Source organism: Bacteroides cellulolyticus, assembly GCF_025567135.1.
Lineage (GTDB): Bacteria > Bacteroidota > Bacteroidia > Bacteroidales > Bacteroidaceae > Phocaeicola > Phocaeicola cellulolyticus.
Map to the genome: position 1 here is coordinate 180,759 of NZ_JAOQJJ010000003.1, position 14,820 is coordinate 195,578.

Sequence of the window (14,820 nt, forward strand, 5' to 3'; positions counted from 1 at the left end):
CTTATTTTATTGTTGCTCCATAACCGGAATACTCAGCCTTAGGCTTGAAAGTCAAAGATTGCACATCAACTACATCGAAAGGCGACTCTCCAACTTTCAGATTAGTAATTTCTGTACATCCATCAGGTTTGCTTCCACCATAAAATACTTGCCAGATACTTGTTTTAGTCTCGCTTCCTGATGCAAATTCACCTTTAACGCCAACATTATTTTCCACTTGACAAGCAACTCCAGTAAAATCAAATTTAGAATCACTTGTACTAGCTTTAAGTATCAAATTATTTGCCGTAAATTTTTCTGAATAGAAAATATTATTTTTAGCTATAACGCTTGACAATTTAGCAGAAAAAAAGTATGCATTAGTAGCAGATGTCACCTTATAGAACGTATTATTTTCCATCGTAAAGCTAGCTGTTGAAAGTTTTAACGAAAACAATCTCGTTATATAATCTTCACCACTACTATAAAAGATGTTATTTTTAAGTATAATTCCAAATTGTGGATAAGCAAGACCATCAGCAACAAAAAAGCTCTTGGTACATCCAGCAAAATCCAACACAGAATTAGATATAACAAATTCATCTATGTACCTATCTATTTGCTCAGGCTTTGAAGAACCATTCGAATAAAATGGCTGAGTGGGATTCAATTTAAAAACACACTTATCAAAAATAACTTTCTTCATATGTCCATAGTTTATCATTGAATAATTAGCCTGATTAGCCGTAATTTCAACGTTATAACATAAGAATAAAGATTTATTCTCAGCATCTACTTCTTTTAGCTTTATATACTGACCATTTATTACGAAAGAAGACTTCTGCGATGAATTATCACCAATAATGATAGTATTACCCAAATTAGAACTTGTAGAAACATAATTAAGCTTAATATCCTGACCAGGCTTTACAAAATAGATAGTATTATCACTAGTAAGATCAACATTTCCTTCAACATATATGGCATCCGGATAAAGTTGATTATTAATCTGTACTCCTGCAATCTCAAATGTCTCGCCATTATTATACTTCTCATAATAACTTGTAACCTCATCTGCATCACCATCATCACCTTGTTCACCATCGCCTATCTCAACCTGAATCTTATCTACAGCCCAATTGATTCCTTTATTTGCCTGAACGACAACATCCTTGGTATTGTCAGCGGTCGCTCTTGTAAATGTTGAAGCAGAAGCCGGAGCTGTCAGTGACAGTTCAGCTTTACCATCAACCGGTTCGCTTAAAGTGGCAATCCATCCATTAGGTGCAGTTACTATAGAATTGTCTCCGCTTATGTTTACATTAAGTTTAACAGTAGCTCCTGCAGCAACAAAAAGAACATTGCCGTCAAAGCCTGATACACCTTCTGTTATAATTTCGCATGTCAGTCCGTCAACAATAGGCATTTTCAATGTTTGAGAATTCTCATCATTCAAAACCACTACCAGATAACCGTCTTTTACCTCTACGCTTTTAAAGAACTGATCACCGTTGTTTATTGTCTCTGTAGTAGCCTGAACCTTATCACCATTTGAATTAACAACATACTGCCATTCACCTGTACCAAACTTTACCTGCCAGTAGTTAGTACTTTCTTCAATTCTGAATTCCGGAGTAGCTCCGTTCTGACCAACAGCCTGCTGACCTAAAGATTCTCCATTTACAGTCCAATATCCGTTTTCATCTATACCTATAGACGGATAATTTACCGTGCCTGTCACACCCTGAGTGAGTGTTATCACACTACCGTCACTCAAAGTCAGCGTATATGCGCCTGTAGTTTCATCATACGTATATGAAGAGATTGTTTTATTTCCGTCAATAAGCACCCTTAGCGCATTCATGTTTTCATTAATGGAAGCGACTTGCGCTTCAAGGCTCTCGACACGATTCTTCAGTTCATCAATGTCGTTTCTCAAATCGTCAGTATCACAGCCGGCGAAGACCAAAACAGCCAGCATGAAAGGCATTAAAAATTTAAAGGTTTTCATAATATCTATTTTTATCATTTTACATTTATAACTACATTGATGATTTTATTCGCATCGTGTTTGTAATTTACATTATTAAATACAAATGTCGCCTTATACGTACCAACATTATTGTAAGTATAAGTATATGTCGGTAAATCCTGCGACAAATTCTTCACGTTTTCACCTTTATCAGGATCACATGCCAAGATATTGATTGGATCCGACACAAGCCAAGCTGTTTTCCATTCATAGGTACTACCTGTACCCTGTATGAAGAAGCCGCCATTTGCCACACTAGACATATTCCACAAGCCAGGGACATTAGCCGTTACCGTTCCATAAGCCAAATTCTCTGGTAAATAGGTTGAAACACTAGTCCAGTCATTTCCCTTTTCATCTGTTTCTTCATTCTTTATTGATTTCTCATAAAGATAATTGTGATTGAAGTTCAGTGCGGTAAACATGAAATTACCTGCATATTGTGTAGTAACAGAATTATTTCTCAATACATTCTCTATACACATCGAGTCAAAATAATACTTAGGTTGGTTTGTTGCAGAAGCTCCGGCAGTAGAAGGGTTTTTACGCTCATCAGCATTATACGCCACAGCAACCACCAGATTCTTACCAATCATATTCTTCACATCTAGCTCTACTTTCAACGCCTCAACCACGTTAAGCGCAAGATTGTCATAATCTGTATGATCCCTCACCGGAATCCATTTACCATTCTTATAGAAATCAGCCACTAAAGTGGAATCCGCGTCAAAATCAGTTTTTGACAATCCCGGAAAACCTTCCTGACCTAAAGCTGCGTCTGTAAATGTATAGAACACATCAATTGTATTGTTATATCTTTCATCGGAATACGATGCACCTTCCTGATAGATATTAAACTTCAGCTTCGATGATAAAATATCTTCCACTTGAGTCTCATACCTGTCTTTATATGTATATTGATGACCTGTCTCTCCACTATAAAAAGTAACGAAATCAGGTTCTCCGTTTATATTGAACACCACAGGTTCACCCCTATTCACTGTAACCGTCAGTCCGTCCACAGTAACATTGGCACCAGGTGTAACACTTACACTAACGTCCTCAAGTCCCTTAGTCATTTCCTTGTTGCATGAAGTCATGACCAATGCTGAAATTAGAATTGTATATATGCTATATGTTTTCATTTAATATAGGTTTTATTCTTTATCAATAAATTACCATCCCGGATTATTATCAGTGATTGCCTTGTTTACGGCAGTCTCTGCATCAGGTATCGGATAATAATTATACGTATCCGAAATATTGAAATAAGTATATACGTTTGTTGGTCCTTGATTCCACTCACCTCCCGCACGCGCAGAGTTGTAAAGAGCGTTCATGTTTTCAACATATTCTCCCCAACGTATCAGGTCGAAACGGCGGGTATATTCGAAACACAATTCACGTCCTCTTTCATCCTTTACCATCTGCCGGAAGCTGATCTTGTCAAGCGAGCCTTCCTCCACCTTGTCTGCCCCGGCACGTTCTCTTACTTCGTTAAGATAAGCGTATGCATTTGTAGGACCGTTCAATTCATTCTCGGCTTCTGCAATCATAAGTAGTACATCCGAATATCTCAAGATAGGGAAATTAATGGCTGTATTATTCTTGTCTTTCTTGTCAGCTTCGTATTCACGACGGTATTTTGCGCACGCACGGGCTATGTTATTGGTAAATACTCCATTATAATCGTAGTCGCCATCCTTAGGTTCATCAGTATTCTTATCCCAATTAACATTTCCATAAGAGAAAGACCTGCCATTATCATGTGCAAGGAAAGCATCTCTGAAACCAAGTTCATAGAATTTTCGTCCAGTCACTCCGGTATTTTTTCCGTCCTTTTCCATATAAATGAAAGGAGCAATATTCCAAAGGAATCGCGCATCCTTCATCTTAGTCAGATATGTCTGCCATATCGGGTCAGCTTCATCCTTCTTATCATATATTGCCTGTGTGAATTTAACTTCCATAGACATCAGGTTTTGTGTACTGGGAGCATTTGTGCAATACAATCTATACAACTTAGGAGTTGCAAAAATAAATTCATATGAATAACCCGGATCCGCAGAGCCAACAACATTCGATTTAGAAGACATGTCAGGAGCAGCAAGACCTATAATGTTACCGATTCTACCTTCAGCTTTCACGTCTGTTGTATTGTTACCAGAAAATTCCACTTCCCAGATACTTTCATTGGCCTTAGTATTGTATCTGTCAGAACACAAATCTATAAAGTAATCCCAATAATCCGGAGCCAGATCATGCCCTCCTTTAGTTTCAACCAGTTTTGCATATTTCAAAGCTTCCTCATAATAAGTCTTGTTTTCTTCCTCTGTTGCAGGTCTATTATCACGATGAAACTCACCGGCACGGAAAAGATATATTCTAGCCAACATTCCCCATGCCGCAGATTTAGAGATTCTACCAGGTTTATATCCAAGTTCTTTTGCAGAAAGAAGTCCGCCAGTTTCATCGTCAGAAACTTCTGCCATCTCCTTCACTATGAAATTATAAATTTCCTGTTTATCTGTACGGGGTATATCAAGCCCTATTACATCTTTTGTTGATTCTGTTTTGAATGGTACATCACCCCAACACTGAACAAGATTAAAATAGTAAAATGCCCTAAGAAATCTGACCTCAGATATATACTGAGCTTTCAGTTTTGCATCTATATCTGCCACTCTGTCAATATTCTCAAGGAAAATATTCGCACGATTTATTCCTGAATACAGAGTGTACCAAAACCCAGTCACTGCAGCATCACTCACAGTAGCATTATTACATACCAAGCCTCTAGTGGCAGGAGCACGTCCCGAACCTCCATAATGCGCAAGGTCATCACCTGCGTTAAGATACATATAGTCAGCCCCATAGAAAGACGACTGTCCTAATATGGCATAAATACCGGTAACAAAAGATGTTGCCTCATCCGCCGTATTGAAATAAGTATCTATAGTCACCTTATACGGCTCTTTGTCCAAAAAATTGCATGATACGGACAAACTTCCAAGAGCCAATGTAAAAAGTGTATATTTTAGTATTTTCATAAACTTCTTTTATTTTATCTGTTTTACTGTATTTTTAGAATCCCAAATTCACACCAAAACTGATTGTATATGATCTCGGATATGATGAGAAGTCCAATCCAGGTGTCAAGGCACTGTTACGTACTGATACTTCAGGATCGTAGCCCGAATAACTTGTCAATGTCCACAAGTTCTGTCCAGCTAAATATAGGCGGACATTACTCAATCCAGCCTTGGCAATCATAGCTTTTGGGAATGTATATCCCAAAGTAAGAGTCTTAAGTCTTAGGAACGAGCCATCCTCCACTATTCTTGATGAGATCACTCTGTTCGAACTTGAAGTTGTAGCAGCCGGGATATCACTGTCCGGATTTTCCGGAGTCCAACGGTCAGCATAACTTGCATATTGGTTCAGCTCGCGTGCCCTATTGTTTGAGCTTTCAAAGAACAGACGATTGGCATTCATAATATCGTTGCCATACGACCACTGGAAGAATATACTCAAGTCAAAACCTTTATATGTAAAATTATTCGTAAAACCACCGGTATGTATAGGAAGTCCGCGTCCTATTATAGTACGGTCGTTTGAATCAATAGTTCCATCCCCATTCAAGTCCTTATATTTAGGCATACCCGGTTGAGTATTGTTCTCTGTAGAGAAATGAGGTATTCCGTTCTTCAGAGTATAAGTTTCACCGGACTTGTTGAAGTCATCATATTTGTAAGTTCCTTCATACACATATCCGTACATCATACCCATAGGCAATCCAACCTTTGCTATATAACTTGTCTGCGAATTATAATCCTGGTCGAATGTAGCCGCTGTCAACAGGCTTGTCTGATTTTCCGCCAATTCCAATACTTCATTCTTATTGAACGCAATATTGAAATCAGTTGTCCACGTAAAATTCTTGGTAGTAATATTCTTAGTACTCAAGCTCAATTCCAAACCATCATTCTTCACCTTTCCGATATTCTTTGTTGCACTATAGAAACCAGACGACAAAGGCACAGAGGCATTGAGCAGAAGATCACGTGTGACCTTACGATAAACATCTGCGGTAAAGTTGATTCTTTCTCTGAAGAAGCTCAAGTCTATACCCACATTCCACTGTTCTGTAGTTTCCCATTTAAGGTTATCATTACCTATAGCTATAGGCACTGTTCCCACTGTAGTATTATCACCATTAATAGGATATACGCCACTAGGGACACTACCGTTTGAAATATAATCACCTAACTTTGATTTCAATGCCTGCATCAATGCATAATAATCATATTCACCAATACGGTTATTACCGGTCAATCCCCAACTGGCACGCAACTTACCGGAGTCAAGCACCTTTCCAAGAGGTTTCATAAAATCCTCTTCCATAAAGTTCCATGCCAAAGAAGCAGAAGGGAAATAGCCGTATCTGTTACCTTTACTGAATTTAGAAGAACCGTCGGCACGGAATGAAGCGGTAGCATAATATTTTGACTTGTAATTATAGTTCAATCGTCCCAAATAAGACATCATTGACCATGAAGTCTTGTACGAATTAGTTGTATTAGCCTGTCCCTCGTACATACCTGCCATACCCAATGATTCATTTGGAATATGTGTAGTACGGAAAGAATAATACTCATAATCTGAATTCTGGAAAGTAACACCAACTAAAGCATTGAAAAAATGCTTTCTTTTAATATTTGTCTGATATGTCAACGTATTTTCATTCAACCATGTAAGGCGTTCATTACGTATCACCTGTGCATTTACTTTATCAGTTGATGTCGGGCCACCATAACGAGTCTTGGAATTGTTAAACTGGTCATTCTTACGCGAGTCGTAAGTATAACCGCCTGAAACCTTCAGTTTCAGTCCTTTCATTATCTCATAAGCCACATAACCGTTTATCTGCAGATTGTTGATATAATTTTTCCTATATTCATTTTTCAAAGATAATATAGGGTTGAAACGGTAGTCATTACTATTATCTACGGCATCATCCATTACATTATCCATCAATGAGCTAAGAGGTTTGTTAGGGAATGTAACAGGTCTGTAACCCCACACACTATAGAACAAGTTATTCATACCACTATATGAATTTTCTGAAGGTGTCGAGCCAGTCTGTATGCTTCTGGAATAGTTAGTAGTAAGACTGATATCCAGTTTATCTCGCTTTACCACAGTATTTGCTCTCATCTGAAAACGCTCAAATCCGGTATTCAACAGCACACCCTGTTGGTCATAATATGAAGTAGAGGCATTATATCTCACCCCCTCTGTTCCTCCGGTCAGACGAAGACTATGATTATGCTGGAATGCAGTACGGAAAATTTCATCCTGCCAGTTATACTGTTCTATATTCTTATAATCGTCAAGCGTCCATTGCTTTCCTTCATACATCATCAGATAACCTCCATTCTCGGATGTCACCTGTGTAGGATACATTTCAGCCTGTAATTTAACAAACTCGTATGCATCCATCATCGGAATTTTACGTGAAGCGTTATGCATAGTCACACTTCCATCGTATGTAATCTGCGGTTTTCCTATTGTACCCTTTTTAGTTGTAATTATAACTACACCATTCGCTCCACGTGCACCATAAATAGCCGTTGCCGAAGCATCCTTCAATATATCAAGCGATTCAATATCCGAAGGATTTATTGTACTCGCCATTGCTGCATCTTCAACTGGGAATCCGTCTATGACATACAGAGGCGAGTTATCCTGTGTCAAAGAGTTATTACCACGAATCACAATATTCATATTTCCACCAGGAGTACCTTCAGATGATGTTACGTTCACCCCGGCTACGCGTCCTCCAAGAGTCTGATCAAAAGAACCAACCGGCGTATTAAGCAAATCATTCATATCAGCTTTAGCAACCGATCCGGTCAAGTCTTTTTTCTTCACCTCCTGGTAACCAACAACTACAACTTCCTCCAAAACCTCCGCGTCTTCTTTAAGCACTATAGACATTGGTTTAGTAACATCCACTTTGATTTCAAGTGTCTGATAACCAATATAAGAAACTACTATCACGGCATTTGCATCCGGCACACTTAATGAGAACTTTCCCTCCATGTCTGTTATAGTTCCTTGATTAGTTCCTTTTACCAGAATACTCGCTCCGATGACCTCCAATCCGGTATCATCGATCACCGTACCTCTGACAAGACTTTGCGCCACCGCTCCGGTGACTGCAACTAAGGTTAACAGCAATACACTGAAAGCCCTCTTCCATTTTAAAAATTCTTGGAATCCAGTTTTCATAAAATAAAATTACATTAAGTTTATTTTCAAGGTTTATTTCTGCAAATATATTAAAAACTAACTTCTAATATTTGATAAAATAATTCATGATTAGTACAAAATAATACAAACAATCTTATAAATAACGTCACATAGGTATATTTTTTTATTAAATATTATCGGATACACATATTTAATATATAACAATATAGTTTTACACAAAAAACTTCGCCTTTCCAGCCCTTTATTCGATTTTTATCATAATTGGGTGCAAGTTAATAAAGTTTTTTCAAATATACTAATATTTTATACACGAAATAAAGTAAATGATTGCTACTATATAAACATGACTGAATATATTTTGAGGATGATTATACTCAAAATATATTTTAAGAGTAAATATATAGCCCCAAAAGTAAGTATTTCTTAAAAATGTACTATTATTGCACTAATTTTGAATTATTTGTGTATATAAAAATACATTTTTTATTATTATATTTGCAATTGGAACGAAATATAATATTTAGAAAAGTTCGCGTAGTACTTTGTTATTTTTGTTTCATACAATGAACAAAATCATTAGAAATCTAATCTTAATTAATATGATAAATAAACTTTTTTATTTTTTCATTCTTGTGTTTTTCACAGCGTCACTGTCTTCATGTAAAAAAGAAGATAGTTCCAGTAATATTTATGACAAAGCATATCCGGTCATAATAACAGCAAGAAGTCTTGGTTTCGAAACAGACCAGGCACCGGAATCATATCTAAAGGGTGAAAGCCTAGGTGTTTCAATGCTAGAAAACGGCACCGATAATGTTGTGACTCCTTATACTAATATCAGATATATATCTGATGGTGTAGGATCCTACTTAAATGCGGCAAACAACGATTCTACTATATACTTGCCTAGTACCGGAGAAAGTATGGACTTGGCTACATATTTCCCTAAAGTAAATGAAATCACAACAGATGTAGCTATTGACCTTACTGCCAATCAGGAATTCGGAGCAAAACTTCAATTCGGCAGAATAAACGGTCTAAACAAAGAAAACAGAAAAGCCGAGCTGAAAATGAAAAATGCCCTTTCATTGATAACAATGGATATTGACCCATCCGCATTTGCAGATAATACCGATATTAATGCCACTATTCAGGAAACACCGATAAAAGGGAATATGAATATATATAATGGTAAATTCACAGCAACAGAATTTGGCCAATTAACTATGGCTAGCGGCAGTTCATTGTCCAGAGCCACCAATACCGTAAGATTTTATACACTTGTCTTCCCTGTAATTATAAATACCCAGGGAAGTGAAGGAAGCACGGACAATAATATACAGGCTGACAACATAACAATAGTCATCAAAATCACTAAGACAAACGAAGCTGGAGAAACAGAAACAAAAGAAATCCCTGTAAGCCTTGCCAATCATATATCAGCAATTGAAAGTGCCACAAATACTAATTTCAGTATTACAATAAATGAAAACGGCGAACCTGATATCAAGGTTACAAACACCAACTTCACTATTGATGACTGGATAAACAACGGAGGCGGAATTGAAGTTGACGGTAATGAAAGTATAAAATAAATAACGGCCTTTAAAAACACTATAATCTCATGAAAAAAATTTATAAGACTCTGATATTAGCCTTGATAGGTGTCAATTGTTTCACTTCCTGCAATAAGGATATTGAAGGAGAATATAACAATGACTCCAATAAGGAGAATATAATAAACTTTACAACAGGGATTAACAGCTTGTCACGTACAAGTATTGCAGACGGCAATTTGACTACTTCATTTACAGCCAATGACTCAATAGGTATATTCGTATATGAAGGAGATAATATAATTGCAAAAAATGTGAAATACGTTTATAACGGAAGCAGCTGGACTTCAGAAAATCCATTAACAGCAAAAGATGGTGTTCAATACAAGTACTACGCGTACTATCCTTACAGAAATGGAGTGGCAGACATCACAGCCATTAGTGTAAACGTAAGTGAAGACCAGACAGCAGGCATCAGTAATGAAGATTTCCTTACTGCAAGAAATGAAACTTCAGCAGCCGGAGCTGAAAACATTTCGCTTAACTTCTCACACTCATTGAGCATGATACAAGTTGGTATAAAAGACGGTGTAACAGCTGATGCCAACGCAACTATTACACTTGAAAACATTTTACCAGCTGTAACCGTAAATGCAAAAACAGGAGAGATTTCAGCTGCAAGCGGAGAAACTGTTTCTATTAAGATGAAGAAATCAGAACAAAGAATGGAATACAGGGCCATTATTCCGGCACAGGTCATAGTGGCAGGCTCTAGATTTATGTCAATAACAGCAGACGGAAAAACATACGATGTAAATGCTCCCTCAGAAATATCTCTTAATAAAGGTCAGGCTCTACAAATAACTGTAAACAGCCTTGTTCCGCTGCCTGAAGGAGAACAGATCACTATAGGTGGAGCAATCAACGATTGGGGCAACGGAGAAAACCCGGGAGATAGTGAAGTTACAGAAATACCATTGATAAAAGCTATTGGAACAGAACTTCCGGAAGTAATTGCCGACACTAGAAACTTCACAGAAGAGTCTTGGTTCAAGATGGTTCAAAGTGATGCCGAAAGAGCAAGATCCGCTTTTGAGATTGTGGAAGATAACGCCACAACCTGGGGCAAAGCCGTTAAAATGACATACAATGTAAATAATGAGGAAATAAACAACAGTTGGTACAAGGCTACTATAGGATATAACCACGCAGAGCCTATGTACGTTACAGACGATACATATATTTATAAAGTCACTGCCAAAGTCAAAGCAGATGTTTGTGATGGAGGTTCTACAGTTTCTACACTAGTGTTCACATGCAAAGCTAAAAGCAGTGAGAGATATACTTATTCATTTGCTGCAAGTACCAAACCTGACACATTCACCGCAACTACAGTAAGCAAGAAGCCGGCCAGCGCAGGGACATGGGAAGAATTTTTCTTCTACATAAACTTCAAGCAGTTAAGTTCAACTGTCGGTAGCGGAATAAATGGAACGGATGATAAAAAATTCTTTGTTGATGCCACACCGGAAGATTATAGCGGATTTGATTTAAGGGTTTATACCAACAATTCCAGCCTGCAACCGGTGATATACATCAGCGACTTAAAAATTGAACAATATTAGAACGAATAAATATTAAACTGTTATGACCGGTAAAATATTAAATAAGATATTCATTTCAGCTGTAGCGATGTCCGCTATGACTGCATGCAACAAGGATCTTAACGAACATCCGTCAGATAACGGATACGTTAATTTCTCAATGGGAATCGTCACAACACAGTCGTCAAGAACTTCAATGGCTGACGACAGCCACACTGCAGCATTCACAGCAAACGACGCTGTAGGTATATTCGTAAAAGACGTAGCTTCATACTCTAACATCAAATATACCACTACAGACGGAACATCCTGGAGCGGAGCCGCGATAAAAATTCCTGAAGGAGCGGAATACACTTATTATGCATACTATCCATACATGGAAAATGCGACAACATATATAAATTATTCTGTTTCTACAAATCAGGAAACTGAAGGATTTATAAAGAACGATTTTCTGTACAGCACAGCTACAAGCAGCGAAAACAACGTTTCTTTATCATATAATCATGCTTTATCATTGGTTGAAGTAGAACTGGTGGATTTCGGTGTTACCGAAGGCGCAACTGTAGAAATGCTGGATATTGCAACAGACGCCACTATTGACCTGACCGCACAAAGCATAACAACAGGAACTAGCAAAGCCAATATCACAATGGATGCACTGACAACCCCATTAAAATATCGTGCCATTATTCCTGCACAGACAATTGCCGCTTCTACTCCTGTATTCAAGATAACTGCTGCCGGAAAGACTTATCATGCTCAGTATTCAGGAGAAATAAAATTTGAACAGGGAAAATATCTGTCATTGACAATAACATTGAATGAAAATGGAGAGCCTGAAATAACCATCAATCTAGAGTCTGACATAAATGATTGGACAGAAGGTACTGAAAACGATGGAAACTCATCAGTAGAAGAGGTTATTGTTCCTCTGATATTGCCACTGGGCGACCAGCTTACGGAAGTAATCAAGAACTTTGATTTGGGTTCCGACACATGGGTGAAATACATTGACAAGACAGACTACAATACTGTGGCGGCATTCGAAATACAGAAAGACGAAACCACCGAATGGGGTAAATACGCGTCATTGCAATATACGTCAATTTTCGGTGATGCGCTTTCCGCTAACAGTTTTTACAAGGCTGCCCTTTCATATTATCATGCCTCACCATTGGATATGTCGAAGACAACAATATACAAGTTGTCAATGAAATTAAAGACGGAACTAAGCCAATCGGCTACTGCAGATGGTGAGCTTGCGCCAAACGGAGCCTCAAAGATTGTGATAACTTGTAGAAATGCTGATAACTCTTCGTCATTTGCAGCATCCGCTAGTCAAACCTTTACTGCAACATCTGTAGGCAAGACTCCAACAGATAATCAATGGTTAGATTTTACTATTTATATAAATTTCTCCCAAAAGAGCAAGACTGTTGGAACTGTTATCACCGATACGACTAACGAAAAATACGATGAAAAAAATGATTGGAAAAATACGACTTCGGACGATTACTCAAAATTTGACTTGAGATTCTATACAAACAATAATGCTTCTGAAACGGTTCAGAAAGTTGTTTCAAAGATTTATATATCAGATTTGGTTATGGAACCATACATATCCGAATAATAAAACAAGACCTTTTTACTAAATATAAAACTTAATTTGTCTAATTTACTAATTAATACTGAGATGACTACAAACTTTAGACTTTTGGCTATGGCAGCCGTAGCGATGCTGGCCATGAATTCCTGCGTAAAGGAAGAGAATTTAAACAACGGTGAGAATAAAGGCACACCGGTGGAATTTGAAATGGGAGTAAATTCTGTATCAAGAACAGAAACTCCGGACGGTGGATACGCTACTACATTTGTAGCTGGTGACGAAGTTGGTATATTTGTTTATAACGGTGAAACTCCTGTTGTAAAAAATGCTTACTACAAACTGAGCGCAGACGGAAAATGGGAAGCGCAAGGCGAGGCTATCACTGCTGAAGAAGGTGTTTCATATAGCTATTATGCATACTATCCTTACAATGCAGAAGCAACTGACGCAACTTCTGTTAGCCTGACTGTAGCTGGCGACCAGACTACAGGTTATACAGGAAGCGACGCCTTAATGGCTAAATCTGAAAATGTTGCAGCCGGAACAACAACTGTTCCATTGCAATATTCACATGCATTTGCTTTGGTTCAGGTTTCTTTAAAAGGTGATTTGGCTGCTAAAAATGCTACTGTAACTTTGCAGAATGTATATCCTACTGCTGCGCTTAACCTTAGAACTGCAACTGTTGGTGAAGCAGCAGGTGGATTAGGTACAGTAGCTATGAAGGCTTGTTCAACCAACGGTGAATCAGCACCTTTTAATTATCGTGCTATCGTACCGGCACAAACTATTACTGCAAACAAGGGTATATTGACAACATTTTCAAACGGTAAGAACTACAAGTTCACTTACAATGCTGATGTTCCATACGAAAGTGGAAAATTGCGTCAGTTCGATGTAACTTTAGGAACTGCACCTGGTGAAACAACTATTGAAATAGGCAAAGGAACAATCGCAAATTGGGAAGATGGTAGTACTGTTGAAGGAGGAGAAGGTAGCACAGAAGTGATAGTACCAACATATATTTATCCTTTAGGTGAGACTTTAGCTGATGTTATAGCTGCCCCAAGTTTCGAAGAAGATACTTGGTTTGGATTAAAAAGAGCAGAAAATGAACCAGGTGATATTACATATACTATTGAAGATGATGCAACAACGACTTGGGGCAAAGCAGCCAAGCTTTCATATACTTCTACATGGAATGCTGAAACTAAAAAAGCTGTCAACAACAGTTGGTACTTAGGGACTTTAGGATACTACCATTGCTCTGCAGATGCACCTATCAATGGAGGTATTTACAAAGTAACTTTAAAAGTTAAGGGAAGCTCAAATGGTACAGGAACCGTTTCTAAACTTGTATTTACTTGTAGAAATGCAGACAATAGCAGTTCATTTGGAGCAGCTACAAACCAGAATTTCTTGGCAACAACAGTATCTGTTACACCAGGTGCTGCAGATACATGGCAAGATTACACATTCTACATTAATTTCGACAAAAAAAGTACTGCTGTAGGAACTGTACCAACTAATGGAATTGAGGAGGGTGGAAACAACTATGAAAAACGATGGATTGATTCAAGTGCATCTGACTACTCTAAATTTGATTTACGTATATATACAAACGATGCTGCAACAGCAGATGTACAATCAAACACAGCCACAATCTACATCTCAGACGTAAAGATGGAACCTTACGTAGCAGAATAATCTAATATAAAAGATATCTCCAAAAGAGGATGAGCCCCATAGCTCATCCTCTTTTTT

General features: G+C 37.8%; 8 protein-coding genes. 4 read left to right on the top strand and 4 right to left on the bottom strand.

From position 1 onward, the window contains the following. Position 1: 1 nt before the first annotated feature. The 4 genes from OCV82_RS05435 to OCV82_RS05450 are packed head-to-tail and all read right to left on the bottom strand — an operon-like array spanning position 2 to position 8,305. Positions 2 to 1,990: a DUF4988 domain-containing protein gene (locus OCV82_RS05435; protein WP_262543052.1), complete on the bottom strand. Its 1,989-nt coding sequence runs from the start codon at positions 1,988 to 1,990 to the stop codon at positions 2 to 4. Between the two features lie 14 nt (positions 1,991 to 2,004). After that, positions 2,005 to 3,156 (bottom strand): DUF5017 domain-containing protein, encoded by a 1,152-nt coding sequence (locus OCV82_RS05440; protein WP_154043506.1) that lies wholly within the window; start codon positions 3,154 to 3,156, stop codon positions 2,005 to 2,007. Between the two features lie 30 nt (positions 3,157 to 3,186). Beyond that, on the bottom strand, positions 3,187 to 5,061 hold the full coding sequence (locus tag OCV82_RS05445) for a RagB/SusD family nutrient uptake outer membrane protein (RefSeq protein WP_154043507.1): 1,875 nt from the start codon (positions 5,059 to 5,061) through the stop codon (positions 3,187 to 3,189). A 34-nt stretch (positions 5,062 to 5,095) separates the two neighbouring features. After that, positions 5,096 to 8,305 (bottom strand): SusC/RagA family TonB-linked outer membrane protein, encoded by a 3,210-nt coding sequence (locus OCV82_RS05450; RefSeq protein ID WP_154043508.1) that lies wholly within the window; start codon positions 8,303 to 8,305, stop codon positions 5,096 to 5,098. A gap of 581 nt (positions 8,306 to 8,886) precedes the next feature. Here OCV82_RS05450 and OCV82_RS05455 point away from each other — a divergent pair. The 4 genes from OCV82_RS05455 (at position 8,887) to OCV82_RS05470 (ending at position 14,763) form a co-directional block, all read left to right on the top strand. Next, positions 8,887 to 9,882 (top strand): fimbrillin family protein, encoded by a 996-nt coding sequence (locus OCV82_RS05455; protein WP_154043509.1) that lies wholly within the window; start codon positions 8,887 to 8,889, stop codon positions 9,880 to 9,882. A 29-nt stretch (positions 9,883 to 9,911) separates the two neighbouring features. Beyond that, positions 9,912 to 11,468 (top strand): fimbrillin family protein, encoded by a 1,557-nt coding sequence (locus OCV82_RS05460; RefSeq protein ID WP_154043510.1) that lies wholly within the window; start codon positions 9,912 to 9,914, stop codon positions 11,466 to 11,468. Positions 11,469 to 11,490: 22 nt separating this feature from the next. Next, entirely contained in the window at positions 11,491 to 13,080 is a 1,590-nt protein-coding gene (locus tag OCV82_RS05465) for a fimbrillin family protein (RefSeq protein ID WP_154043511.1), read from the top strand. Positions 13,081 to 13,143: 63 nt separating this feature from the next. Then, positions 13,144 to 14,763, top strand: a complete 1,620-nt coding sequence (locus OCV82_RS05470) for a fimbrillin family protein (protein WP_154043512.1) — start codon at positions 13,144 to 13,146, stop codon at positions 14,761 to 14,763. Positions 14,764 to 14,820 lie beyond the last annotated feature (57 nt).

Excerpts from the sequence above, each read along its gene's own strand:
- OCV82_RS05435 (WP_262543052.1), bottom strand. The coding sequence starts at position 1,990 with ATGAAAACCTTTAAATTTTTAATGCCTTTCATGCTGGCTGTTTTGGTC.
- OCV82_RS05465 (WP_154043511.1), top strand. The coding sequence starts at position 11,491 with ATGACCGGTAAAATATTAAATAAGATATTCATTTCAGCTGTAGCGATG.
- OCV82_RS05445 (WP_154043507.1), bottom strand. The coding sequence starts at position 5,061 with ATGAAAATACTAAAATATACACTTTTTACATTGGCTCTTGGAAGTTTG.
- OCV82_RS05470 (WP_154043512.1), top strand. The coding sequence starts at position 13,144 with ATGACTACAAACTTTAGACTTTTGGCTATGGCAGCCGTAGCGATGCTG.
- OCV82_RS05450 (WP_154043508.1), bottom strand. The coding sequence starts at position 8,305 with ATGAAAACTGGATTCCAAGAATTTTTAAAATGGAAGAGGGCTTTCAGT.
- OCV82_RS05460 (WP_154043510.1), top strand. The coding sequence starts at position 9,912 with ATGAAAAAAATTTATAAGACTCTGATATTAGCCTTGATAGGTGTCAAT.
- OCV82_RS05440 (WP_154043506.1), bottom strand. The coding sequence starts at position 3,156 with ATGAAAACATATAGCATATATACAATTCTAATTTCAGCATTGGTCATG.
- OCV82_RS05455 (WP_154043509.1), top strand. The coding sequence starts at position 8,887 with ATGATAAATAAACTTTTTTATTTTTTCATTCTTGTGTTTTTCACAGCG.